At 63.9% G+C, this 23,571-nt stretch carries 31 protein-coding genes; 10 read left to right on the top strand and 21 right to left on the bottom strand.

All coding sequences use genetic code 11. The features are described from left to right. Positions 1-3 precede the first annotated feature (3 nt). The gene (locus VMF11_00155) at positions 4-945 is read left to right on the top strand and encodes an alpha/beta hydrolase (protein ID HTU68704.1); all 942 of its coding nucleotides are present in this window, start codon (positions 4-6) and stop codon (positions 943-945) included. A gap of 4 nt (positions 946-949) precedes the next feature. Here the strand turns inward: VMF11_00155 and VMF11_00150 are convergent, their stop codons facing one another. The 3 genes from VMF11_00150 to VMF11_00140 all read right to left on the bottom strand — a co-directional run bounded on the left by VMF11_00150 (position 950) and on the right by VMF11_00140 (position 4,611). Next, the gene (locus VMF11_00150; GenBank protein ID HTU68703.1) at positions 950-1,471 is read right to left on the bottom strand and encodes a hypothetical protein; all 522 of its coding nucleotides are present in this window, start codon (positions 1,469-1,471) and stop codon (positions 950-952) included. Positions 1,472-1,543: 72 nt separating this feature from the next. Further along, positions 1,544-3,178 carry a DUF6600 domain-containing protein gene (locus VMF11_00145; GenBank protein ID HTU68702.1) on the bottom strand — a complete coding sequence of 545 codons (1,635 nt, stop codon included), beginning with the start codon at positions 3,176-3,178 and terminating at the stop codon, positions 1,544-1,546. 113 nt (positions 3,179-3,291) lie between these two features. Further along, positions 3,292-4,611: an adenylate/guanylate cyclase domain-containing protein gene (locus VMF11_00140; GenBank protein ID HTU68701.1), complete on the bottom strand. Its 1,320-nt coding sequence runs from the start codon at positions 4,609-4,611 to the stop codon at positions 3,292-3,294. A gap of 125 nt (positions 4,612-4,736) precedes the next feature. Here VMF11_00140 and VMF11_00135 point away from each other — a divergent pair, with 125 nt between their 5' ends. Continuing rightward, positions 4,737-6,257: an adenylate/guanylate cyclase domain-containing protein gene (locus tag VMF11_00135; GenBank protein ID HTU68700.1), complete on the top strand. Its 1,521-nt coding sequence runs from the start codon at positions 4,737-4,739 to the stop codon at positions 6,255-6,257. A 6-nt stretch (positions 6,258-6,263) separates the two neighbouring features. Here VMF11_00135 and VMF11_00130 read toward each other — a convergent pair whose 3' ends face one another. Continuing rightward, the gene (locus tag VMF11_00130; GenBank protein HTU68699.1) at positions 6,264-7,184 is read right to left on the bottom strand and encodes a hypothetical protein; all 921 of its coding nucleotides are present in this window, start codon (positions 7,182-7,184) and stop codon (positions 6,264-6,266) included. A gap of 21 nt (positions 7,185-7,205) precedes the next feature. On the opposite strand from VMF11_00130, the gene msrA reads away from it, so the two are divergent. Then, on the top strand, positions 7,206-7,847 hold the full coding sequence (msrA, locus tag VMF11_00125; protein ID HTU68698.1) for a peptide-methionine (S)-S-oxide reductase MsrA: 642 nt from the start codon (positions 7,206-7,208) through the stop codon (positions 7,845-7,847). A gap of 6 nt (positions 7,848-7,853) precedes the next feature. Here the strand turns inward: msrA and VMF11_00120 are convergent, their stop codons facing one another. Both VMF11_00120 and VMF11_00115 read right to left on the bottom strand, forming a co-directional pair. Then, positions 7,854-8,618: a 3-hydroxyacyl-CoA dehydrogenase gene (locus VMF11_00120; protein HTU68697.1), complete on the bottom strand. Its 765-nt coding sequence runs from the start codon at positions 8,616-8,618 to the stop codon at positions 7,854-7,856. Positions 8,619-8,646: 28 nt separating this feature from the next. Then, positions 8,647-9,468, bottom strand: coding sequence for a CoA transferase (locus VMF11_00115; protein ID HTU68696.1), 822 nt, complete (start codon positions 9,466-9,468; stop codon positions 8,647-8,649). Positions 9,469-9,558: 90 nt separating this feature from the next. Here VMF11_00115 and VMF11_00110 point away from each other — a divergent pair, with 90 nt between their 5' ends. Then, positions 9,559-10,446 carry a divergent polysaccharide deacetylase family protein gene (locus VMF11_00110; GenBank protein ID HTU68695.1) on the top strand — a complete coding sequence of 296 codons (888 nt, stop codon included), beginning with the start codon at positions 9,559-9,561 and terminating at the stop codon, positions 10,444-10,446. Here the strand turns inward: VMF11_00110 and VMF11_00105 are convergent. Then, a complete protein-coding gene (locus tag VMF11_00105; protein ID HTU68694.1) occupies positions 10,412-10,801 on the bottom strand; it encodes a helix-turn-helix domain-containing protein in 390 nt (129 codons plus the stop codon). The two genes, VMF11_00110 and VMF11_00105, sit on opposite strands and share 35 nt — an antisense overlap. A gap of 85 nt (positions 10,802-10,886) precedes the next feature. Between VMF11_00105 and VMF11_00100 the strand changes: the two genes are divergently transcribed. Continuing rightward, the gene (locus VMF11_00100) at positions 10,887-11,390 is read left to right on the top strand and encodes a DoxX family membrane protein (GenBank protein HTU68693.1); all 504 of its coding nucleotides are present in this window, start codon (positions 10,887-10,889) and stop codon (positions 11,388-11,390) included. 3 nt (positions 11,391-11,393) lie between these two features. On the opposite strand, the gene VMF11_00095 is transcribed toward VMF11_00100, so the two are convergent. Together VMF11_00095 and VMF11_00090 are read right to left on the bottom strand one after the other, a co-directional pair. Continuing rightward, on the bottom strand, positions 11,394-12,047 hold the full coding sequence (locus VMF11_00095; GenBank protein ID HTU68692.1) for a hypothetical protein: 654 nt from the start codon (positions 12,045-12,047) through the stop codon (positions 11,394-11,396). Continuing rightward, positions 12,026-12,544: a hypothetical protein gene (locus tag VMF11_00090; protein HTU68691.1), complete on the bottom strand. Its 519-nt coding sequence runs from the start codon at positions 12,542-12,544 to the stop codon at positions 12,026-12,028. The genes VMF11_00095 and VMF11_00090 overlap by 22 nt, the downstream gene beginning before the upstream one ends. Positions 12,545-12,567: 23 nt before the next feature. On the opposite strand from VMF11_00090, the gene VMF11_00085 reads away from it, so the two are divergent. The 3 genes from VMF11_00085 to VMF11_00075 are packed head-to-tail and all read left to right on the top strand — an operon-like array spanning position 12,568 to position 15,148. Further along, entirely contained in the window at positions 12,568-13,425 is an 858-nt protein-coding gene (locus tag VMF11_00085; protein HTU68690.1) for a YihY/virulence factor BrkB family protein, read from the top strand. Between the two features lie 8 nt (positions 13,426-13,433). Next, complete coding sequence (locus tag VMF11_00080) at positions 13,434-14,123, top strand: alpha/beta fold hydrolase (protein HTU68689.1); 690 nt, start codon at positions 13,434-13,436, stop codon at positions 14,121-14,123. Positions 14,124-14,137: 14 nt separating this feature from the next. After that, a complete protein-coding gene (locus tag VMF11_00075) occupies positions 14,138-15,148 on the top strand; it encodes a hypothetical protein (protein HTU68688.1) in 1,011 nt (336 codons plus the stop codon). 5 nt (positions 15,149-15,153) lie between these two features. On the opposite strand, the gene rimM is transcribed toward VMF11_00075, so the two are convergent. The 12 genes from rimM to VMF11_00015 form a co-directional block, all read right to left on the bottom strand. Further along, positions 15,154-15,660 carry a ribosome maturation factor RimM gene (gene rimM / locus VMF11_00070; GenBank protein HTU68687.1) on the bottom strand — a complete coding sequence of 169 codons (507 nt, stop codon included), beginning with the start codon at positions 15,658-15,660 and terminating at the stop codon, positions 15,154-15,156. Further along, positions 15,638-16,168, bottom strand: coding sequence for a KH domain-containing protein (locus tag VMF11_00065; GenBank protein HTU68686.1), 531 nt, complete (start codon positions 16,166-16,168; stop codon positions 15,638-15,640). Before VMF11_00065 ends, rimM begins: the two co-directional genes overlap by 23 nt. Further along, positions 16,168-16,458, bottom strand: coding sequence for a 30S ribosomal protein S16 (rpsP, locus tag VMF11_00060; protein HTU68685.1), 291 nt, complete (start codon positions 16,456-16,458; stop codon positions 16,168-16,170). The genes VMF11_00065 and rpsP overlap by 1 nt, the downstream gene beginning before the upstream one ends. Beyond that, positions 16,452-17,786, bottom strand: a complete 1,335-nt coding sequence (gene ffh / locus VMF11_00055; protein HTU68684.1) for a signal recognition particle protein — start codon at positions 17,784-17,786, stop codon at positions 16,452-16,454. Before ffh ends, rpsP begins: the two co-directional genes overlap by 7 nt. 131 nt (positions 17,787-17,917) lie before the next feature. Further along, positions 17,918-18,160, bottom strand: a complete 243-nt coding sequence (locus VMF11_00050) for an acyl carrier protein (GenBank protein ID HTU68683.1) — start codon at positions 18,158-18,160, stop codon at positions 17,918-17,920. Between the two features lie 41 nt (positions 18,161-18,201). Next, positions 18,202-18,957 carry an SDR family NAD(P)-dependent oxidoreductase gene (locus VMF11_00045; GenBank protein ID HTU68682.1) on the bottom strand — a complete coding sequence of 252 codons (756 nt, stop codon included), beginning with the start codon at positions 18,955-18,957 and terminating at the stop codon, positions 18,202-18,204. After that, a complete protein-coding gene (gene fabD / locus VMF11_00040) occupies positions 18,954-19,895 on the bottom strand; it encodes an ACP S-malonyltransferase (protein HTU68681.1) in 942 nt (313 codons plus the stop codon). The genes VMF11_00045 and fabD overlap by 4 nt, the downstream gene beginning before the upstream one ends. Further along, a complete protein-coding gene (locus VMF11_00035; protein ID HTU68680.1) occupies positions 19,895-20,878 on the bottom strand; it encodes a beta-ketoacyl-ACP synthase III in 984 nt (327 codons plus the stop codon). Before VMF11_00035 ends, fabD begins: the two co-directional genes overlap by 1 nt. A gap of 9 nt (positions 20,879-20,887) precedes the next feature. After that, positions 20,888-21,094: a 50S ribosomal protein L32 gene (gene rpmF / locus VMF11_00030; GenBank protein HTU68679.1), complete on the bottom strand. Its 207-nt coding sequence runs from the start codon at positions 21,092-21,094 to the stop codon at positions 20,888-20,890. 22 nt (positions 21,095-21,116) lie between these two features. Beyond that, positions 21,117-21,530: a DUF177 domain-containing protein gene (locus tag VMF11_00025; GenBank protein HTU68678.1), complete on the bottom strand. Its 414-nt coding sequence runs from the start codon at positions 21,528-21,530 to the stop codon at positions 21,117-21,119. A gap of 165 nt (positions 21,531-21,695) precedes the next feature. Then, entirely contained in the window at positions 21,696-21,926 is a 231-nt protein-coding gene (locus VMF11_00020; GenBank protein ID HTU68677.1) for a hypothetical protein, read from the bottom strand. 6 nt (positions 21,927-21,932) lie between these two features. Then, on the bottom strand, positions 21,933-22,106 hold the full coding sequence (locus tag VMF11_00015) for a ribbon-helix-helix protein, CopG family (GenBank protein ID HTU68676.1): 174 nt from the start codon (positions 22,104-22,106) through the stop codon (positions 21,933-21,935). A gap of 210 nt (positions 22,107-22,316) precedes the next feature. Between VMF11_00015 and VMF11_00010 the strand changes: the two genes are divergently transcribed. After that, positions 22,317-23,027, top strand: a complete 711-nt coding sequence (locus VMF11_00010) for a transglycosylase SLT domain-containing protein (protein ID HTU68675.1) — start codon at positions 22,317-22,319, stop codon at positions 23,025-23,027. Between the two features lie 12 nt (positions 23,028-23,039). Next, on the top strand, positions 23,040-23,402 hold the full coding sequence (locus VMF11_00005; GenBank protein ID HTU68674.1) for a hypothetical protein: 363 nt from the start codon (positions 23,040-23,042) through the stop codon (positions 23,400-23,402). The last annotated feature ends 169 nt before the right edge of the window (positions 23,403-23,571 follow it).

The following is a 23,571-nucleotide window of genomic DNA, read 5'->3' as shown; positions in this document are numbered from 1 at the left end:
ATCATGCTTGACTGGCGTATCACGCTACTGCACTGGATCACCGTTGCGCGGGGCCGGCAATTTCGTCCGGGAGCGAGCGTCGCGCAAGTGCGGGCAGGCTACGCTGAACTCAACCGCCGTTTCGGCATGCCGCCGGTCGCGCAGGTTCAAACCAGCGTGCTGACGTTTCCGGCACGAGACGGCGCCAGGCTCAGCGCGCACCTGCACCGTCCCGACGGTCTTGCGACGCCCTCGTCCGTGCTGCTCTTCTTCCACGGCGGCGGTTGGGTCATCGGCGACGTTCCGAGCTACGATCACCTCACGCGCTATTTCGCGCATGCCGCCCGACTCGCCGTGATCTCGGTTGAATATCGTCTGGGTCCGGAGCATCGCTTTCCAGTCGCGTTCGAGGACGGTTTCGACGCGCTGGGGTGGCTGCAACGCGAAGCGCCGGCTCTCGGGCTGGACCCGCGGCGCATCGCGGTGGGCGGTGATTCCGCCGGCGGCGGGATTGCCGCAACGCTGAGCGCGTTCGCGGTCGCCGGCGGGCTCGCGCGCCCAGCTTATCAACTGCTGATCTATCCACCGCTCGACGCGACCGAACGCTTTCCCTCGCGACGCGCATTCGACAAAGGGGCGATGCTGACGCCGCAGCTGCGCACGTGGTTTATGCAGAACTTCTTTCGCTCGAAGGCAGACGCGTCGAACCCCTGGCTGCGACAGATCGACGCACCCGATCCAGGGCTGTTGCCGCCGACCTATCTCCTGGCCGCCGGCTACGACGCGCTCGTCGACGAGGGCCGCTACTACGCGGACCGCTTACGCAGCGCCGGCGTTCCGGTCGTCTACGACGTGCGCCCGACCCTCGCACACGGTTTCGTGAATTTCCCGCGCATCGTGCCCGAAGCACGACGCGCCTTGGGAGCGGCCGCGTCCGCCTTACGCGGCGCGCTCCCCCAAAGCTAGCCGCTTAAGGACCGCCGTCGCCCGGCGACGTTCCCGAGCGCATCGCGTCGAACCGCGCCCACGCGTCCATCGGCTGCGGCGGCGGGATCGAAGCGAACGTGACGCCCGGTCCGCCGCCGTAGATCATCGCCACCGTGTCGCTGGTCTCCGGTGCGTCGGGATAGGCGTTCTTCATTTCGTCGAGCATCGCGACTGCGCGAGGGCTCGAAGCGGCGCCGGCCCGATGATAATCGCGCAGCAAGCGAGCGTACATGCGCGGCAGCCACGGATCGTTCGGATATTGTTGGTGCCAGTCGCTGATCGATGCCGCGACGTCGTCCAGTTCGACGACCGCGTTGCTGTCGATGAGCTCGCGATCGGTCTTGCTGTCCATGTTATCGAGCCGATTGCGAATCTCGAGAATGCTCTGGTGATGCGGTCCAAAGTATTCATCGGCGGGGGCAGGTCCGGAATTGGAAGCAGCCGGCGCTACAAACGGAACGCCGGCGAAGAGCATGACGGCCAACAGGCCGATCAAGGTGCGCATATGGGTGCCCTCAGTTGTGTGGAAAGAGGCGCCGTCTCTAAAAGACGGCGCCCCGTGCGTTATAAGTGGTGCTTATGGTCTCCCTCGTCCACCTGGACGGCTTCCGCGGTAGGTACTCGAGCGCGAAGGCCCACTCCGATAGGCACCTTGCGCGCGATATTGCGGCGCGTACTGACGCTGCGCCGCGTATTGGCGTTGATACGACGGTTGATAGGAACGTTGAGCGTACGAACGCGGCGCGTACGAACGCTGCGCGTATTGCCGTTGGTACGAGCCCTGGTAAGCGCGCTGCTGGTACGACGCGCGGGCATACGATGGCCGCGCGTACGATGGCCGCGCGTACGACTGCCGAGCGTATGACGGCCGAGCGTATGAGGACACGCCCCCGAAGCGCTGCCAGCCGCCGGCGGACGCGGCCGGGCGCGCGTACTGCGACACGCCGCCGCCGCCGAAGCGCTGCCAACCCGGACTTCCCCCGCGACCGGAGTAGCTCGGGCGCACGCCGCCGGGCGATCCGTGCTGCCATGCCGCATACGAGACGCTGCTGTATCCGTGCGCGTAGTTGCGGTAGCGGGTGAAATCGAGGCCGAACGAAAGGCTCGCGCCGCGTCCCCACCACGGGCGATAGAACTCACCGGGCGCGAGCGGGACCCAACCCACGTTGCCGAAGCCGATCCCGATGTGCGTGCCTCCGCCGAAGCCGAAGAACGCCACCAGCGCGGGCGACCACACCGCACGCGCGTAGGGCGGCCCGGGCGACCACGCCCAGCCGACCGTCGGCGCATAGAACCAGCGGCCGTAGTGATACGGCGCCCAACCCCAGGGTTCGGCGCCGACCCATGTGGGGCCGTAATAGTTCAACGAAACCCAGCTACCCGCGCTGTACGGCGTCCAATCCGGAGCGACTCCGTTTGGCACCCAGGCATCGCCGTAACCCGGAATGTCGACCCACTGACCGTACTGGCTCAGGTCCGAGCTTCCGACCATGTCATCGCCGACGTATTGCGACTGCGTGCTCTCAGCCGCGGCGATCTGCTGATCGCGCGTGTCCCCCCACTGCTCGAGGTCCGTCTGCGCGACCTCGCCGATATACTGATAGCGCGGATTCGTCGCGCTACCGGCCACCACCATCGTTTGACCCGGATCGACTTCTTGTGACCCCTGCGGCGTCGTGACGGCGAGGCTACCGCTGCGGGCGGTCAGCTGCGTCGTACCGTCTGCGGTAACCGTAATCAGGTATGCGCCCGCTTCCGACGGCTCCACGTTCACCGAAGGCGTTTGCACTTGCACGTTTGATTGACCGGTCGCGAAAACGCGCAATTGAATCGTGCCCTGTGCGATCTGCGCGGTTTCGCCGGAATCGTCGAGCTGGGTGAACCGCAGCTGCGTATCGGCGCCGGCCCGAATGATCGTATCGGCGTCGAGTTGAACCTCGGCGCGCCCGTCGTCGCCCGTCGTAATATAATCGCCGGCTTCGATCGGCGCGTTGGCAATGGCGGTCGCTTGATCGCCTCGATCGCCGTGCTTGAGAGCGACCTGTCCTTCGACAATGGCCAGGCGCGCAACCGGCGGCGCGTTTGCGCCTGCTTCGGCGTCGTATTGCCCGTAATCTTGCGCGTATGCGGGTATTGCACCCACATAAGCTGCCGCCAGCGTGGCGGATAAAATGAGCGCAAACGGCGCTCGCTTAATCGACGAGTGGATCATGGTAGGGGCCCTCTGTGCCAGTGGAAATGCCTCGCGTCAACGCCACAGACCTTTCACAAAATTCCGGCTGCGACGACCTCTAATCTGATCCTAAACTTTGAGAACGAGTTGATCTACTTCGTTTCGATCCGTTCCGCACCGTCCCAAGCGGGACCGCCGCCTTTCAGGACAGCAAGCGAGCAGCTATCCCGGTAGTGCGCCGCCACCGTATCCTGCGCGTTCATTTGCGAAACGCGCGCGAACGCGTTGCCGGCGCTCAGAAATAACGCCTCACGGAATTGGTTGATCGCGTTGCCAAACAGATCCGCGGTGTTGATCTTGTGCTGCATAAGCTCGGGCGGGTCGTTGTCGAAGCACTCGTAGATCTCGACGCTGCGCATCTTGCCTTTCGCCCTCACCGCGCCCAGATGGCGTAAATGGAATCCGTGATCCGGCGGAAGTCTGTCGACGATCGATTTACCCAGCAGCAGCGAAACCCCGAAGACCTTCGTGAGCCCCTCGATTCGCGCCGCGACGTTCACGGCGTCGGCGATAACCGTCGTCTGCATGCGCTCTTCCTCGCCGATCGTACCCAGGATCAGCTCGCCGCTGTGGAGCCCGATGCCGATGCGAACCGGCTCGTAGCCGGCGATCTTGCGCCCCTGGTTATATTTGACCAACGCCCGCTGCAGCTCCACGCCGGTCCGCAGCGCGTCGATCGGCTCGCGGGGGAACAGCGCCATGATCGCATCGCCGATATATTTGTCGATGAATCCGTGATTGGAACGAATGATCGGCGTCGCCCGCTTGAGGTAAGAATTGAGAAAGTTGAAATTCTCCTGCGGCGTCATGCCTTCCGAAAGCCGCGTGAAGTCGCGGATATCGGAGAAGAATACGGCCATCTCACGCTGCACGTGATCGCCTAACCGGACGTCCGTGATCGTTTTGCGGTTCAGATGCTCGAGGAACTCGCGAGGGACGAATTTGTTCGATGCGCTCGAGTAGAGTTCCATTACCGCGTTGTCGTCGGATTTTGCGGCGCGCAACCGAATGGTGAACTCACGCAAGTGTTTACGATGCAGGCAGAGCTCGATCCGGCGGGTGAGGACGAGCGCGTTGTTTGCATCGAACGGCGTGACGACGTAATCTTCGGCGCCGCGCTGGAGACAAGCTTGAACGCGGTCGTTCGCCGTGGTGGGCGCGGTCACGATGACGGGCACACGGCTGGTTTTGCCGTTGGCCGGCTGTGCGGCGCGAAGCAAGTTGAACACGTCGTTGCTCGGCTGCATCAAATCGAGCAGCAAGAGATCGACGCTCCGAGACGCAATCGCGTCCAGCGCTTCAGCCACGCCGCTGAAACGAACGTCGGATTGACCTGCGCCGCGCAGCAGCCCCTCCAACGTTTGATTGTCGCCGGCGCTGCCGCCCACGCGAAGAATCCGTGCCGACTGCACCCCTACACCTCCGGGGTCGTAGGTTCGCTGACAACGAAGAAGCTTTCCCTCGTCGTTTTGGACCCATACCAATATACCAGGTGCCTGCTTACAGGAGCTTTACAATTCTGAAGGAGCCGGGCCGGATGGGGCGTGCGCTTCCCGCCCTGATGGCGCTACTCGTGGCCATGGTCCTGATCGGTCTCCCTTTCGCGGTTTGGCTCGATTTGCGGGACCTCACGAGCTCATCGCTCGAGCGGCAGGCGACGAACCTCTCGACCGTGATCAGCGGCATCCGCGACTTCTATGCCAGCAACGTCGTCGACCGCGTGCTCGCGGCCGACGGCCATGCGTTCGTCACCGCGCACTACCTCGAGCATCCCGGCGGCATCCCGATACCATCGAAGTTCTCGCTCGAACTCGCCCACGTGATCGGCAACGGCCAGGCGACCTACCGCTACCGTTTCATCTCGCACTACCCGTTCCGCGGGACCGCGGCGCATCCGTTCGACGCGTTCGAAGAGGCGGCGCTTGCCTCGCTCGAGCGCAACCCCCGTCAAACGCTGACGAACGTTGCGTGGAACGGCATGACCTCGCAGGTGAGCTACGCCACGCCGATCATGATGGAGGCCGGATGCGTCGCGTGTCACAACGCCAGCCCCGATAGCCCGAAGCGCGATTGGAGCGTCGGTCAGGTCGGCGGAATTCAGGAGCTGATCGTCACCGAGCGCGCGGCCTACAACGTGAGCGGTTTCCGCTATCTCCTGCTCTATTTCGTTTTTCTCGCGATCATCGGCTTCGGAGCGATCGCACTCCAGCGCCGGCAATCGCGTGAAACGCGAGCGGCATACGCCTTCGTCTCCTCGATCTCCCAGAAGATCTCGAAGTACATCTCACCGCAGATCTACCAGAGTATCTTCAGCGGGCGCACCGGCACCGAGATCGCGACCACGCGCAAGAAGCTCACGATCTTCTTCTCCGATATCAAGGATTTCACGTCGACCAGCGAGCGGCTGCAGCCCGAGACGCTCACCGCGCTGCTCAACGAGTATTTCACGGAGATGTCCGCGATCGCGCTCGGGTACGGCGGAACGATCGACAAATTCGTGGGCGACGCGATTTTGGTTTTCTTTGGCGATCCGGAGAGCCGCGGCGAGTCCGAAGACGCGCTCGCCTGCGTCTTTATGGCGATCGCGATGCAGGCGCGCTTGACCGAATTGAACGCGCGCTGGCGCAGCCAAGGGATCGAAGATCCGTTCCGCGTTCGCATGGGCATCAACACCGGCTACTGCAGCGTCGGAAATTTCGGATCGCTGGAACGCATGGATTATACGATCATCGGCGCCGAAGCAAACCTTGCCGCACGTCTGGAGTCCATCGCGGAACCCGGCACGATCGTCGTCAGCTACGAGACCTACGCGCTCGTTCGCGGAGCCGTGCACGCGCACGCGCTGGCTCCGATCCGCGTCAAAGGCATTTCGCGCGAGGTCATCCCGTACGTCATCGAGGGGTACATCGACGGGCCCGCGGCTGCGACGGTCTTTAGCGAACGCGGCGGCGGCCTCGAGTTCTATCTCGACGTCGACGGGATCGAAGATCCCAAAGCGGTACGGGCGCTGCTCGAAGACGCGATCCGGGCCCTCGACGCGCGCAAAGAAACCGAATGAATCTCCCTAGTATCCGGGCGGGTCCGGCGCCTCACTCAAATGCTGCGCGTATTCGCGCGCGTTGAAATACCACGCCGGAAGGCTTGCCGGGAAGACCAAATCTTTGTAGTCGTAATCGACGATCTTTCCGTCACCGTCGTAGCCGCCGTAGACCACGCCGTGGATGTGGGTGATGATCGGAATGCCCTCGTACATCGTGAAATCGATGGTAAAGAGCACCGGATACTCCGGCCCTCCCTCGACGAAAAGCGTATCGGTCGCGACGAGCTTACGCAGCTCGAGCGTTTTCGCGTCGACCCAGAGTTCGCGTAGGCGATTGCGCTGCGGGTCGCGGCGCGGCACCAAGGTGAGGTGCAGCTCGTCGCCCTCCCGCTGCACGCTCGTCACGCGATAGTCGAATTCCGCATGAACCTTCACGGTGACGATGATCGGCGGCTGCGATGCCTCCGGCGTCGGGACGAACGAGGGCGGATACGTGTGCAGCGGAGCCGGTTCGAAGACGTCGGCCGTCGGCGGTCCCGGATCGGTCGCGGCGTTGAAGATCGGGCGGTCGAAGGTCATCGGCCCGACGTCGCCAAGCTCGCTGATCCGCCGTCGCAACGCATCATGATCCTGCGAGCGGTACCAGACGAAGTCGGTATAACTGTTGGCGTAGTCGGGATAGCCGTAATTGGTCGATTGCTTGCGAATGATCTCGTAGGTTTCATACGGCGGCGGAGGCCGGTGCGAGCGAAACCTATCGCGGATGTCCGCGAGCAGATCGTCGGGTGACGGGAGCGGTGTCGGCGCCGCTGCCGCCGCCGTCTCCGGTTTCGCCGCCGCCACGGCGGCCGGTGCCTTGCCCGTGAGCGCAACGCTAGCGAACGCCAGCGCCGCAAGCACGAACGGCGCGCCTTTCGAGAATATCTGGGAAGTGATCCGGGCCATGGCGCGAAGCGTTCTCCATATATGAATCGTTTTCGTGCCTTGACGCTGGCGACACTGACGCTCTTCGTCGCCGCAACCACGCCGGCGCCCGCGGCCACCCAGCACGTCGTCTTGGCGGGCGGATGCTTTTGGGGTATGCAAGCCGTGTTCGAATCGCTGCGGGGAGTGACGCGCGTTGTCGCCGGCTTCTCGGGTGGTGCCGCCGACACGGCGCACTACGATATGGTCTCGACCGGAACGACCGGCCACGCCGAGTCGGTCGACGTCACCTACGATCCGTCGAAAATTTCCTTCGACCAACTGCTCGCGGTCTATTTCCTGGTCGCGCACGATCCCACCGAACTCAACCGTCAGGGCCCCGACGACGGCACGCAATATCGCTCCGAGATCTTCTTCACGACCCCGCAGCAGCAGGCGCAGGCAACGCTCGCGATCGCCTCGCTCGAGAAGCGACACGTTTTTCCCGACCCGATCGTGACGATCGTGGCTCCGCTACGCGGCTTCTATCCGGCCGAAGCCTACCATCAGGATTTCCTCGTCCACAATCCGGACAACGACTATATCGTCTACAACGACCTGCCGAAACTGCGCGCGCTGCGCGCGCGTTTCCCCGAGTTGGTGAACGAGAACGCCGCCCCAATCCGGGTCATCGCTAAGAACTAGAGGTCGTTACCTGGGGGCGAGGCGGATGGCGCCGTCAAGCCGGATCGTCTCGCCGTTGAGCATCTGGTTTTCGAAGATGTGACGCGCGAGCGCCGCATATTCGCCCGGCCGCCCTAGCCGCGCCGGGAATGGCGTCTGTTTTCCCAGCGACTCGCGTGCCGGCTCGGGTAAACCGGCGAGCATCGGCGTATCGAAAATGCCCGGAGCGATGCTGCACACGCGGATCTGCGCTTGCGCGAATTCGCGTGCGAGCGGAAGCGTGAGCCCGACGATTCCGCCTTTCGATGCCGAGTACGCTGCTTGACCGATCTGGCCGTCGAACGCCGCCACCGACGCGGTGCAGACGATGACGCCGCGGTCTTGCGCGCTTTCGACCGGCCGTTTCATCATCTCCGCCGCAACCAGGCGCACCACGTTGAACGTCCCGATCAAATTCACCGCGATCACTTTACTGAAATGCGCGAGCGGTTGCGGACCGTCCTTGCCCACGGCGCGCTCCGCGGTCGCGATGCCGGCACAATTGATCGCGCCGTGCAGCGCGCCGAACTCGCGGAGTGAAAGCGCAATCGCGGCGCCCACCTGATTTTCGTCGGTGACGTCGGTCTTGGCAAAGCGTACCGGCGCGCCGAGTTCCTGCGCGAGCCGTGCACCGTGCTCACCGATATCGGCGATCACGACGTTCGCACCGGCGCTTGCGAATTCGCGAACGCAGGCGGCGCCCAGTCCCGAGCTGCCCCCGGTGACGAGGATGGTTTTTCCGGCAATTTCCAAGTGGATCGATCTCCTTACGCTCGCGGCGTCAACGAATTGCGGCCAGCGGCACGTCGTGGTGCTGCGCGAGCTGCTCCCACTCCTGCGCGCTGCGTAGCGCAAAGGCGGCGCGCAACGCGCCGGCGTCTACCGCTTCGACTTCGAGCATCGCCAGCAGCCGCTGGACGAAATGCGGTTCGAGCGCGGCAACCGCGACCCACCCTTCGCGCGCGGGGTAGATATTGTAGGCAGGCAGCGCTCCGCCGAGCACACCGTTTTCGCGGGTAAGGCCGTGCGCATAGGGCTGCGCGAAATCGGTTGCCGCATCGGTGATCGCGACGTTCGCCGCACCGGCCTCCCCGTTTCGTTCGCGCCGCAGGAGCAGCGCGAGGGCGACGCTGACGACGCGCTCGGCGGCCGCCATGTCGCCGATCAACGCGCGCGGGATTGCCGGCGGCGCGATGGTTCCCGCCCGCGCTTGATAGGTCAGGTCATGGCCGGCACGGTCGTCGTTGGGCGGGGCTTCGCCGGTGAGCGATACGCAGCACAGCCGCGGGTAACGGGCGTGCAGGCGCGGCCAATCGAGGCCGGCGTTCCGCAGCGCACGCGCGCGCATCGCGGTGAGCAGGAGATCCGCGTCGAGCAAGTACGCATCGATCCGGGCGGCGGATTCGGGGGCGCGTACATCGATCCGTTCGACCGCGATGCCGCGCGTAAGCGTTTCGTACCAGGTCGGTGATGCGTGGGCCAGCGGATCGCCCCGCAGCGGCTCGACTTTGACGACGCTCGCGCCAAGCTGATGCAGGCGTGCCGCGGCAACCGGGCCTGGAATATTCGTCGCTATTGCGACGACGCGTATGCCTTCGAGCACCTATACGGTAAGCGAAGCAGGCCGAATGCGAGCACTCATGGGCGAATCCCCCGCAGGTCTAACGTACCGTGATGCGAACGAGCCATCTCCGTGTCGAAACGCCGTTCCCGACGCCGCCGTCCCGGCGACTGGCTCGTACTCGTTCTCCTCTTCATCATCGCCTTTGCGGCCGGCTGGTACCTTCTGCGGCCGCGTCACGCTGCGCCGCCGAGCCTTGCCGTCGCATCACCTTTGCCCATACTGACCGCAACGCCGATCGCAACCGCAGCGCCGACCGAAAGCCCGACACCGGGTGCATCACCCACGCCGAATGCGGCCGGCCCAAAACTCGCGCTGATCATCGATGATTGCGGACAGTGGGTCGATATCGAACGCGGGTATATCGCGCTGCCCATTCCGCTCACGCTCTCGGTGTTGCCGTACGTTCACGCGGCGCGCCAGATCGCGCAGGAAGCCCACGACGCCGGCAAAGGGGTGATGCTGCATCTGCCGATGGAGCCGCAATCCGAGATCTATCCCGGTCCCGGCGAGGTGAAGACGGCGATGACGGATGCCCAGGTGATCGCACAGGTCCAGGCCGATTTGGCCCAAGTTCCGCTCGCGCAGGGCGTGAACAATCACGAGGGGAGTAAGGCCAGTGCCGACGCGCGCGTGATGCACGACGTCATGGAGGTGCTTGCACGGCACGGCCACCTCTTCTTCATCGACTCACGCACCAGCGCCGCCAGCGTCGGCGAACAGCAGGCAGCGGCCGCCGGCATCCCGACGGCGTCGCGCGACGTCTTTCTCGATAATCGCGAGAACGTCGCCTATACCGAAGCGCAGCTTCGCGAAGCCGCCGGCATCGCAAGACGAACCGGAAGCGCAATCGCGATCGGTCACCCGCGCGCAACCACGCTGGCAGCGGTGCGCGCGATGATTCCTCAGTTACAGGCTGCGGGAATTAGGTTTGTGCTCGTTCAGAGCTTGACGCATTGAACTCCAGCCCGAGCCACCGTTCGGCCCAGCGGCCGAGCGCGTCGAGCGATTCCTGCAATTCGGCGCCCGCGCAGGTCAATTCGTAAATCACTTTGACCGGCGAACCCGGCTCGACGCGGCGCACGATCAACTCCTCATGTTCGAGTTCGCGCAGCCGTTCCGTGAGCAGCCGATCGGAGATTCCGGGAATGGCCGCAAGCAGCTCGTTGAAGCGGCGGGGGCCGCCCAGCAACACGCGGATGATCGCTCCGGTCCAGCGGCGGCCGATCAGTTCGACCGCGCGATGAAAGCGTGGACAGAGCGCGCCCTGGGTTTCGGGCAAAATCGTCGGTGGCGTTGTGCGTTGCGTTGACATTGGTCGTGGCTCGTGATACCGTCTGGCTATAACTTACCATAAGTAGGTAGCCAAGACAACATAAGTAGCGGAGGATGTTCGAAAAATGGATGCGGCTTTGCTCTTCGTTCGCCTCGTGGTCGGTCTAGCCATCGCGGCCCACGGCGCTCAGAAGCTCTTCGGCTGGTTCGGCGGATACGGCCTAGCGGGAACCGGCGGCTTCTTCGAGGGCCTGGGGTTCCGGCCCGGGCGGGTGTTCGCGTTCTTTGCCGGGCTCGGAGAGGCAGGCGGAGGGGCGCTGATCGCGCTCGGCCTGGGCGGCGCGCTCGGCCCGGCGCTGGTCGTGGTGGTCATGCTGGTCGCGATCTTCACCGTCCACATCACCAAGGGGTTCTTCATCACCAACGGCGGCTGGGAACTCAACGCGATCTACATCGCCGCGGTGGTCGAGATCGCGTACGTCGGCTTCGGCGCGTATTCGTTCGATCGCGCTATCGGCTTCGCATATCTCTCGTCGGCACAAGCCGCGACGGTACTGATGATCGCCGCGATCGTGCTCGCCGCCCTCAACCTGCTCGTGCGGCGCTCGGCCCCGCAACAGACGACGTAGGCCCTACGGTGACGGCAACGCCGCCGGTAGTACCGTGCTCGTCGATCGAGCGGTCAACGTTGCGGTTGCGCCCGCACCGAAATCGAGGTAGTCGGGGATGAGCGTCCGCGGATCATACCAGATCGTTTCCGTCACGGCGCCGAAATGAATCGTTGCCGACGCATCGCCGCCGGGCACGCTCGGCGGACGCACCGGCGGTGATGCATCGCTCACGGTTGCAGCAAGTGCTCGCGGCGCGGTTAGCAGAAGGATACACTGCGTAGCGCCCGTCGCGCGAAGCACCGCCGGGAGCATAACGCTGAACGTCAAGACGTTGTCTTCTACCAGCACACACGCGGAATCGTCCAGAGCGACGCTCCCGCTGTGTCCGTCGAAATCGTACACGGCCGACGCGGCTGAGAAGGTGATCGTAACCAGCGGCCGGCCGATGTTTCCTCCCGAGTATGAAACCGGATGAAGCTGCGCGTCGAAACGCTGATCGGTCGTTGCCTCTAAGCCCGAACCTGAAAACGCTTCGTGCGTGATCGTCCCGCCGCCCGGAGCCGACGTAATCACGATTGCCGACGTGAATTGCGCGGTCGGCGTTTGAAGATGGTACGTGTATGTGCCATCGGCCGGGAACGCGACGACGGTGCTCAGGAGCAGAGCGACGAGCATTTCCTAACCTTACCATGCGGCGTCGGCGTCGGCACGGTCACCGGAAGCGGCGTACGCCGCGGCAGCGCAGACCCGGTCCAGATCGGACGCGGCGTCTGCGCCGGCACCGGCGTAAAAACCGCGCGCGGCGCAACCGACGGCAGCGCAGCGTTGAACGGCGACGGCGTCGCAAGCACCGTGCGCGCGAGATGAATCTGGAAGCGGCGTGACTCGTAGCTCACGGTTACGCCCAAGTCCCGCAGCACCGCGGCGAGCGGGACGTAGGTGCGATCGAGGGCATCCGGCGTCCGCGGGCGCAGCCGGATCCGAACCTCGTGTCCCTCGCGGGCGATCACGAGCGTATCGCCTTCATACCACATGCGATCCGCAACGCGGGTTACGAACGGGCGCAGCGGCGCAAAAACGTGTCCGCCGGCCGCGTAAGGCCGGTGGTATGCCCGGATGGGGCACCCGTTGACCTCGACGGTTACGACGGCCGCCGGTGGGAATAACATCACGGCATAGCGATATACCGCATCCGATGGGACGACTCATCCACACCTTGCGCCTGGCAAGCCTGCGCTTCTCGAAAGACGGATGTGCGTTCTTGGCGCAAGCCGTCGCGTTCAACGCGATCTTCGCGCTCTTTCCGCTGGTCGTCCTGATCCTCAGCGCCGCTTCGATCATCTTTCCGTTTGCGCAAGAGCGCGTGCTGAATTTCTTGGGGACGTTCAGCCCCACGTTACACCAGTTCGTCGCCGCAAACATCCAGACATATATCTACGGACGCGGAATCACCAGCATCATCGCGCTGATCTTCTTGGTATGGTCGGGGAAAAATCTTTTCATGGGGCTGGCCTTCGCGCTCGATCGAGCGCTGAACGTGCCGGCGGGCCGCCCGTTTTTTCACAACGTCGCCGTTTCGATCGTCATGCTTCCGGTAATCGGCTTGATTTTGATGATCGCGATGGCGCTGCCGATCGTGATCTCGATCGCGATGTTTCTCGCGCAGGTGCCGGACCGTCAGAACCTCACCCATTTCTCCGCCTACGGAATCTCGTTGGCACTCGTCTTCGTCGTGACCATGGTGCTCTACCGGTTTCTCCCGAATCGCCGCATCTCGTGGTCATTTTCGCTTCCCGGCGGCGTACTCGTCGCGATCCTTTGGCCGCTGGTGCAATTTGCGTTCACACAGTACACGCTGCACGTCAACTTCACTCAGATCTACGGCGCGCTTTCCGTGCCGCTCGCGCTCTTGCTCTGGTTTTACGTTATCGGCTCGGTCTTTTTCTTCGGTGCGGAGTTCTCCGCGGCGTGGCACGTGAAGGACACCGCGGGCCTAGCACGGGTTGACGATTTGCTCGACGCGCTGCCCGCAAAGCAGCGGGTCAAACGCTAGACGATCTCGTGCTGGTCTTCATTCACGGCGCGGGATGCACCGCCGACGTGTTCGCCGCCCAAACCGCTGCGTTCCAGGACGCAATCGCCTTGACGCTTCCCGGGCATACGACGCCGGGAGAGGCGGCAAGCATCGACGCGTTCGCGGATTCCGTTGCGGCCGAGCTGCGGGATCGCAACGTACGCGACGCGATCCTTTGCGGACATTCGATGGGCGGCGCGATCGCACTCGAGCTGGCGCTGCGCAAGCACCGGGGCGTACGCGCCGTCGTGATGCTCGCATCGGGCGCGAAGTTGCGCGTCGGACCCGCGATCTTTGCCCAACTCGAAGAGGACTTCGAACGCGCCGCCCACGAGATACCGCGCTACTTCTTCGCCGAGCCCACCGCGGAGCGGCTCGCCGCGGCGGCCGCGTCGATGCTGGCGGTCGGCCAAGCGCAAACGCTGCGTGACTTTCGCGCATGCGATGCCTTCGATTGCATCGGCCGCCTCCAGGAGGTGGCCCTTCCGCTGCTCGCGCTCACCGGCGAACGCGACGTGCTCACTCCGCCGAAGTTCGCCCAAGCGCTCGCCGACCGGGTGCCGGAGGCTCGGGCGCGAATAGTGCCCGGTGCCGGGCACCTTGTGATGGTTGAGCGCCCAGGTGATGTGAACGACGCGCTTCGCGCGTTCGTTAACCACGTAGAATCTGCGATCTAACAAAGGAAGTGCCGTTGCGCCGTCTCCTCGCTCTTTTTGCGCTGTTTGCAAGCGCGCTGCTGATCGCGGCGACTCCCAAGCTGCATCCGTTGCCCATGCCCAGCGCCACGCCGCCGCCTTCGGCCGTGAACAAGCCGGTCGTGCTGATCTATCCATTCGAGGCGCCCCCGGATCTCAATCAGAAATACGGGACCGCGATCGCACAGATCTACGCGCAGGTCATGGCGCAAACGGGCGGCGTGACCGTCCTGCAGATTCCGACCGGTATCCTGCGCGAGGATTATCAGAAGTTCGCGCACGTGCAGCATGCGGACTACTACGTGAGCGGCTACATTCAGCCGATCGGGCAGGGCGCGGCTATCGTCGCGCAAGTCGTCGACGTAGCGAGCGACATCAGCGTATACTCCGCCACGACGAACATCTCCGACGTCCAAGACGTTGCCTCACAAGCTCTCACCGCACGCACGGTCATCCTCCAGGCCGCAGGCATCGACCGTCCCGAAATCAACACCGGGCCCGCCGATACACCGACACCGTCCTCGACCGCCGGTGCTTCCGTTCCGATTACCAGCGTGCTGACCGATCTGTTCAAGGGAAAACCAAAGGTCGCCAAAGCGGGACCGACAGCGACGCCGGAGCCCGCAAAGCCCCCGCGCGGCGTGCTGATCGTGCATCCGATCGGTAATGCCGGGGCGAAGGTCTTGAGCGCCGGGGCCGACGACCTCTACCGGGCGCTCGACGCACGGTTCAATACGACGATGACCAGTGTCGTCAGCACGGACGTGGCCAAGGCCGCCGATTCCATTTGCGGTACGCATCGCGACAACACCGTCGTATCGGGCGTGCTCAACGTCACGCACGTCGGCGGATTCCGCCCGCACGACAGCTACACGTTCACGCTCAACGTCTATGCCTGCTTCGGCGCGGTGCTCTACACCGACACGCAGACCAACGACAATTACGCTCGCGCGATCCACGACGCGGTCGAGGCGTACTACACCAATCATCCCGCAAACGACGGATGATGCGGCTAGTCCAGTAAACCTTCCGGGAGATCGCCGACGACGATCTCCCGATTTTCCAGGTCGACCTCGCGGACGAACGCGCGTACCATCGGCAGCATCCCTGCGCGCGTGACGAGCATGTCGCTGCTCGGGTAGTGTTCGACCCGCTCGACCGTTCCATAGCCCTTACCGTCGGCGCCGATCACCGCGCAGCCGATCAAATCGGCATCGAGATATTCGCCCGGTTCGAGCACGAGCGACTCGCGTGGCGCAAAGAAGGTAGCGCCCACGAAGCGCTGCGCGCTGGTGGCATCGTGCGCTTGCGCCAGCGTGATGAGCAAGCGCCCCTTGTGCTCGCGCACGCGCTCGAGGGTCACGAGCTCGCTCTCGCCGCCGGCCACGCAACGCAGCTGCGCGCCGGCTGAAAAAACGGCGCGACCCGCCGATGTCGGGTCGCACTTGAGCTCGCCGCGGATACCGAACAGGCCGGCGATCCGGCCGATCGGCAATTCACTCTGTTTCGTCGCTCGCACCTTCGTCAAACGACGCCGCTTCTTCCACATCGAGAATATCGACCGAGACGCGTCCCTCGGCGGTCGCGCGCACGATCGTGCGCAGCGCTTGCGCGACTCGCCCGTTGCGTCCGATGACCTTGCCCAAATCCTCGGGGTCGACGACCAGTTCGATCACCGGTTTGCCCTCTTCATCGGTGAACAGTTCGACGCTCGCGTCGTCCGGATGCGCGACGAGCTTCTTGGCGAGCAGATCGAGCAGCGCGGTCGCGCGCCGCAGCGAAGCCCACGGATCACCAGGTTGACGGTCGCGCCGCTCCCGACGTTCGTGATAGCCGCCCCCGCCGCCGCCCGCGCCGCTGCGGCGCCGCGGAGCGCGCTCGGTGCGCGGCGGACGTTCCTCTTCCGGCTCGACGTCGTCGATGACCGTTTCGTTCGTAGCGATCTTACGCCCGGGAAGCGTCGAACGGCGCTCGGCCTCGTCGACGTCTTCGCCGAAGAGACCGAACTCGTCATCGAATGATGACATTACGCTTTGCCTTTACGCGGAGCGCGCTTGGTCGTCGGAATCGGACCGCGCTCCATGATGCCCTTCTCCGCAAAGAGACGCCGCACGGTCTCGGTCGGCTGCGCGCCCTTAGCCAGCCATTCCTTGGCCTTCTCCGCGTTGACTTCGAGCGTCTTGGGTTCGGTGCGCGGGTTGTAGTGACCGAGGATCTCGATGAACCGGCCGTCGCGCGGCGAGCGTGAGTCGGCGACCACGAATCGGTAGGTCGGCTGCTTTAGTGCGCCCATGCGGCGCAGTCTGATCTTCACCATGGTAGAGCTGTACGTGTCTTTCCGCGGCCCTTGCCGCCGAGCTGCTTCATCATCTTTTGCGCGCCCTCGAAGTTCTTGACCAGCTTGTTCACTTCGCTGACCTGCGTTCCCGAACCGATCGCGATGCGTTTACGCCGCGAGCCGTTGAGAATCGAGGGATTGCGGCGTTCGCCGCGCGTCATCGAGCAGATGATCGCTTCGACGCGCTTCAAATCTTTCTCCGGGACGTCAAAGTCCTTGGGCAACGCGCGCGAGAGACCGGGGATCATCTTCATGATCTCGGTCATCGAGCCAAGCTTTTTCATCTGACGCATCTGCTCGAGGAAATCATCGAGCGTGAAGCTGCGTTTGCGCAGTTTCTCTTCGAGCGCCTTGGCCTGCGTTTCGGAATAGATGCTCTGCGTTTTCTCGATGAGCGTGAGCACGTCGCCCATGCCCAGGATGCGCGAGGCGAGACGGTCGGGATAGAACGGCTCGAGCGCCGAGAGCTTCTCGCCGACGCCGACGAACTTGATCGGCGCCCCGGTTTCGTTGAAGATCGAAAGCGCGGCGCCGCCGCGCGTATCGCCGTCCATCTTCGTCAAGATCACGCCGGTGATGCCGAGGCGATCGTTGAAGCCCTTGGCAACGTTGGTCGCTTCTTGGCCGGTCATCGCATCGGCAACGAAGAGGATCTCTTTCGGAGCGGTCGCGGCTTTGATCTGCTCGAGTTCGCGCATCAGCGCGTCGTCGATCTGCAGCCGCCCGGCGGTATCGATGATTACCGTGGAAAGCCCCAGCCGGCGCGCTTCGTTTACGCCCTCGCGTGCGATCTTCACCGGATCGCCGGCGTCGGCTTCGTAGACGGGAAGATCGACCTGTTTGCCCAGCGTTTGCAATTGCGCGATGGCGGCGGGACGATAGACGTCGGCAGCCACGAGCAGCGAGCGCCGCCCCTGCTCTTTGAGCCGCAGCGCGAGCTTACCCGCCTGCGTCGTTTTTCCCGAACCTTGCAACCCGACCAGCATGATCACCGAGGGCGGTGCGTCGCTGAATTGCAATCGAGCCTGTCCTGAGCCTGTCGAAGGACCAAGCAGTTCGACCAACTCGTCGTGCACGATCTTGACGATCGTTTGCGCTGGCGTGAGCGACTCGAGCACGTTCTGCCCGATCGCCTGGTCTTTGACGCGTGCCACGAATTGCTTCGCCGCCGCCAATGAGACGTCGGCCTCCAGCAACGCGATGCGCACTTCGCGCATCGCATCGCTGACGTCGCTCTCGCTGAGCTTGCCGCGCCCGGTCAGGCGCGAGAAGATCGCGCCGAGCCGATCGCTGAGTTGATCGAGCATTTAGAAGGCGCTCCGCCCTAGGCTCCGCGCCCCCCACATCGCTGCGCGATGCGGGGCCCCCATGCCATGGGGTGCATTGCACCTAACTGCCAAGCAGAGCACTCCCCTGGGGCACCCCTAAAGAACACATATTACGTAGCTCCGGCGGTCGCTTGATCGATGCGTGCGACGGCATCACCGACGGTCTTGATCTTTTCAGCCTCTTCGTCGGGAATGTCGATGTTGAACTCGGTCTCGAACGCCATGACCAACTCGACCTGGTCGAGCGAGTCGGCGCCTAGGTCATCGGTGATCGAGGCCTCGGGCGTGACTTCCGATTCGTCGACGCCGAGCTGCTCGACGATGATCTTCTTGACTTTGTCGAACGTGGACATTACGGCTCCTTATCGGTAGATGAGTATCCCATGGTGGGAATTCACATGACCATGCCACCGTCGACCACGATGGTCTGACCGGTGACGTAGGCGGCGGCATCCGAGCACAGGAAGGCGACGACCCCGGCGACGTCTTGTGGCGTCCCGACTCGCCCGAGTGCGGATAGCTCGATTTGCGCCCGCAGCGCCGCCTTGGCGGCGTCGGGCAGCTTCTCGGTCATAGCCGTCTCGATGAAGCCGGGCGCGACGGCGTTGACTCTTATGTTCCTCGAACCCAACTCCTTTGCAACTGACTTCCCGAGCGCGAGCAACCCGGCCTTGGAGGCCGCGTATGCGGCTTGGCCCGCATTGCCGGTAAGGCCGACGATGCTGGAGACCAGCACGATCGCCCCCCCGCGCTGCTTCATCATCGGTTTTGCCACCGCGCCGCAGAGATAGAACGCCGATTTGAGATTGACCGAAAGCAACTGATCGATCACTTCCGGCTTCAGGCGCAGGATCAGCGCATCGAGCGATTGCCCCGCGTTGGCGATCGCGTAGTCGAGCCGTCCGAAGCGCTGCACCGTCGCGCCCACCGCTGCTTCGACCGCCGCCTGATCGGCAACGTCGGCGATGAATACTTCCGCCGTCGCTCCCGGGCGCACAGCCGCGCATTCGCCTGCCGTTTCATCCAAGGCGGCGCGGTCGCGGCCGATCAGCGCGACGTCGGCCCCTTCGCGGCACATCTCCACCGCGATCGCGCGTCCGATACCGCGGCTCGCCCCGGTAACGAGTGCGGCCTTTCCCGCGAAGCTCATGCGAGCACCGTGTCGCGCAACTTCTTCACGCCGCCATAATCGCTGACGACGACAATTTCGGGCGCGGCGGGAATGCTCCGTTTCATCAACGGCCCCAGCACCGGGCTCGCACCGCATTCGACGATCAAATCGAGATCGTATTCCACCAGCCGTTCGGCCGTCTCGTGCCAGCGCACTTCGTGCGTGATCGAGAGGATGAGATTTTTCTTGATGGTGGCAACATCGCGGTACGGCTGCGCGTCCACGTTGGAGATGACGTCGAAGCGCGGCAGCGTGAACGGCGCGGCCTCGACGACCGGGGCGAACTGCTCGATCGCCGGCTCCATCAGCGCCGAATGCCATGCACCCGAAACATTCAGCGGCACCACGCGCTTGGCGCCTGCATTCAGCAGCGCGTCGCCCGCGGTCTGCACGGCAACCAGGTCGCCGCTGATCACGATCTGCGTCGGCGAGTTGAAATTGGCCAGCTGCACGCGCCCACCCGTACGCTCGCGCGTCTGCTCGACGACCCGGCGAATCATCTCGGCTTCCAAACCCAAGATCGCCGACATGCCGCCGGCCGCGCGATCCGCCGCACGTTGCATCGCGATGCCGCGCGCGTTGACGACCCGCAGCGCGTCTTCAAAGCCGATGGCTTCGGCCGCGTAGAGACTGCAGAATTCGGCGAACGAATGACCCGCGCTGACCACTACGCTCTCCGGCGGAAGATCGAGCGCCGCGAACAGCGCGACATTCGTGGCGAAGATCGCCGGCTGGCTGTACTGCGTCTCACGCAGCTTTTCTTCCGGTCCGTTCTTTTGCAGCGCGAGCAGATCGTAGCCAAGCACCGGAATCGCGCGTTCGAAGAGTTCGCGCGCAGCGGCGGAGTTGGCTGCCGCGTCGACGCCCATGCCCAGCGTCTGCGAGCCTTGCCCGGGAAAAATCACCGCGATCCGCATCAGGCGACCCATTTCCATACGACCGCGCCCCACGAGAGGCCGCCGCCGAAGCCGACGAAGACGATCACATCGTCGGTCTTGATTTTGCCGTCGCGCACCGCCTCCGAGAGCGCGATCGGGATCGAGGCGGCCGACGTGTTGCCGTACTCCTGAATGTTGACCACGCAGCGCTCGGGCGGAATTTCGAGATATTTCATCGCCGCATCGATGATGCGTTTGTTTGCCTGATGCGGGATCAGCACGTCGACGTCGGCCTTGGTGAGCGCAGCTTTGGCCAGCGCACGATCGGTCGCGGCAATCATCTTGGTGACGGCAAATTTGAAAACTTCGCGGCCTTCCATGTGGATGCGGTCGGCTTTGCGATCGAGCGTGGCATGCGTGGTCGGGCAGCGCGAGCCGCCGGTTTCGACCCGCAACAGCTCCGGGCGGCTGCCGTCGCTGCCGAGCTCCGAGGCGAGGAACGAATCGCGCTCGTTCGATTCGAGGACGACCGCGCCCGCGCCGTCGCCGAAGAGAATCGCGGTTCCGCGATCGTCACGATTGACCAGTTTCGAGAGTGTCTCCGCACCGATCAGCACGATCCGGTTGTAGACTCCGGCACGGATGAGCGACGAGGCGACGGTGAGACCGTAGATGAAGCCGCTGCACGCGATCTCGATGTCGAAGGCGGCTTTGTCGCGCGCGCCGAGTTTGGCGGCAACGATGCAGGCGGTGGCGGGAAAGAGGTAGTCGGGGTAGACGGTACAGACGATGAATGCGTCGATGTCGTCCGCGTTCAGGCGGGCGTTTGCGAGCGCGTTGCGCGCCGCCGCCAACGCCAAATCACTGGTGGCTTCGTTTTCGGAAGTCCAGTGCCGCCGTTTCATTCCGGTACGCGTCGTAATCCACTCGTCGGACGTGTCGAGCCATTGCTCGAGATCGTGGTTGTCCACGATGCGCTCGGGCGCGTAATGCCCCACGCCGGCGATCTTAACCCCGGTCAAGACGATTGTCTAATCGCGATCGTGACCGGCGTGTTCGTCGCGGACTTCAACGACCTGACGGCCGTCGTACGTGCCGCAATGTCCGCACACGAAGTGCGGCCGTTTGGGCTGGTGACACTGGGGGCATTCCACGGTCGTGACCGGGTTCAGCTTCCAGTTCGCCGCACGACGGCTGCGCGTTTTACTGCGCGGCGTCTTCCACTTTAGATTTGCCACTTTGTAAGTCTTTCTATCTCCGTCAGTATTCGATTCCCGGACACGCCCGGCTACAGCGAAGTCCCATCGGCATCTCGCTCAGCACGAGCTGCTGCGCGAGATCCGCCACGTCGACGCGTCCCCCGACTAGGACGTTGCCCTCACCGAAGGGGTCGTCGTCGCGACCGGCATTCGGGTCGATTCGCTCGTCGACGTCGGCATGCACCGGAATGTCGACCTCTTCCAAGCACGAGTCGCACGCGCCCCGAGCCTGCGTATCGACCGTGCCTACTATATGAAGCAGCCGGTCGACATAGCGTAATTCCAGATGCACGGTGGCCGGTGAAGGAAACGCGATCCCCTCAAATTCCTCGATGGGCACCTCGTCGTCGATCAGCATGAGCTGCCGACCGCCCGCGAGGAGCCCGGTAATATCGACCTTGTGCGAACGAGCCATGGCGTTTGCGACCGTCGTAGGATGGGGGCCCACCGGAGCTACCCAAAGTAAGCGCCGCTTACTTTGGGTAGCCCATGCGAGCCCCCATAACGACTACGCGATTGTAGAACCCCGCCAGGGTCTTGTCAAACGTCGCCGTGAACCGAGGCCCCCGACTGGGCCCACCTAGGTGCGCGTGAAGTAGTACGTGATAATCGCTGACGCTATAGCGATGAGGGCGGCGTCGAACAGACCCCACGCGTCTAGGATGCCAGCTAGCGCGCAACCGCCCCTGACGGCATCGACCACTTCGATCAGGAAAATAATGCCAATTACGCTTAGAACGCCAAAGGCCAGGTACGTCTTCACGTCATCGGGGTGATGACGCGGCTCTCGAATATCGCGGTAGTCGCTCAAACGATCCTATCGGCCGGCGCTGAGCAGTTCGCGCTCCCGAGCGGCGTCCATCGCAAAGACCTTCTGATCCAGTTCCTCGAGGGCGCGGCGGATTACATCCGCCTTGCTCACCTCAAGGCGCGTAGCTAGCGCGTCTAGACTGGCGGCAGCCCTCGGGCCAAACTCAATCGTGTACTTCATGCCGTGAGTTTACCATGGATTTGACGGCATCTCAACGGCAACATAGCCACGGCGTGACCTGGCCCAGGCGTGTGGGTCGCCCATGATGCTCGCTTCGCGCCTAGGGCCGCGCCGCCTCGGCTTTTCCGAACCACTAGCCGACGCGACCCGAACGCGCAGTAGTACCGGCGAGATGCAAACCTCACCGACCAACCCACCCGAAGCCTGGGCATGAATCCGCTCGGAGCCCTCACCGGCCGATTGGCCGCCCAAGGCGTACATTACGCCCCCGAGATCGTCCAGGCCGCCGCCAAGCACGGCCTCGATCCGGCCCTTCTGGCGGCGGTCGCCGCCCAAGAGACGGGCGGCCCAGGTGCCAACGGCGGGCGGAACGTCGTGGGCGACGGCGGCCATGGCCGCGGCCTCTTCCAGATCGACGATCGCTGGCACGAGTTTGCGAAAACCGGTGCCGCGATGAATCCGAGCGCGAACGCCGACTATGCCGCGGGAATGCTCTCCGGTCTGCTGCGCCGCTACGGCGGCAACGTGCGTGCAGCGCTCAGCGCGTACAATTCCGGCAGCCCGGACGGCGCGGGAACCGAGACGACGTGGGGCGACGGTCAAACGCTCGACTACGCCGACTCGGTCCTGCGCCATTACCAGCAACTCGAGCCACACCAAGGGAGACCACAACGAATGAGTATCAACCTGATCGGCGCGCTTACCGGCGGCGTGGAAGGATTGGTCAGCGGGTTGTTCGGCGGCAGCACGTCTGCCGCGAGCGCAACCGACGGCATCGACCCGACCTCGCTGGAGAGTGCGCTCAGCCAGCAGTCGAGCGCCTTCACCAACATCAACACGCTCTCGTCGTACGCGCAATCGCAACCGCAGAGCGACAACCTGCTCGCCAGCCTGATCGACGGCGACGACAGCAACAGCTAAGGAGCGACAACCATGAGTGTAGGACTCAGCCTGCTCGAGAACATGGCGCCCACCATCGGCGGTGCGCTCTTAGGCGGTGCGATCTCGAGCGCAACCGGGAACGGACTATCCGGCGTAGGCGCGGGCGCTATGGGCGGCTCGAACGCGAGTCTGGCGACGATGATCGCCGGCAACGACGCCTTCAACACCGGCCTCATGGGTCAGGAGATGGGCGCGCAAGATCAACTCGATCTTCAAGCCACCGCATTCGATGAGGCCATGGATCAACAATCGGAGAACATGCGGGAGATCAACTCGCTTCGCGATGCGCAGATGGCGCAACGCAAAGCCGACGACGGCATCACGAAAAAGTTCATCGAAAGCATCGGCGAGTAGATGTACGCGGTCCCAAACGTTGCGGTGCGTGCTCCACGCGCGCCGCAACCCAGCACCGGCGACGCCGCGACCGGCGCAGCAGGCGGCGCCGACCCGGATGCCGCCGCGAACGCTCTCGCCGAGCAAACGATCGCGGCCCAAAAAGCCGCATTCAACTACGAAGCGGCGG

The organism is Candidatus Baltobacteraceae bacterium (genome assembly GCA_035502855.1).
GTDB lineage: Bacteria > Vulcanimicrobiota > Vulcanimicrobiia > Vulcanimicrobiales > Vulcanimicrobiaceae > Aquilonibacter.
The sequence above is the reverse complement of the archived record's forward strand: the minus strand, read 5'-3'. Positions and strand labels throughout refer to the sequence as shown.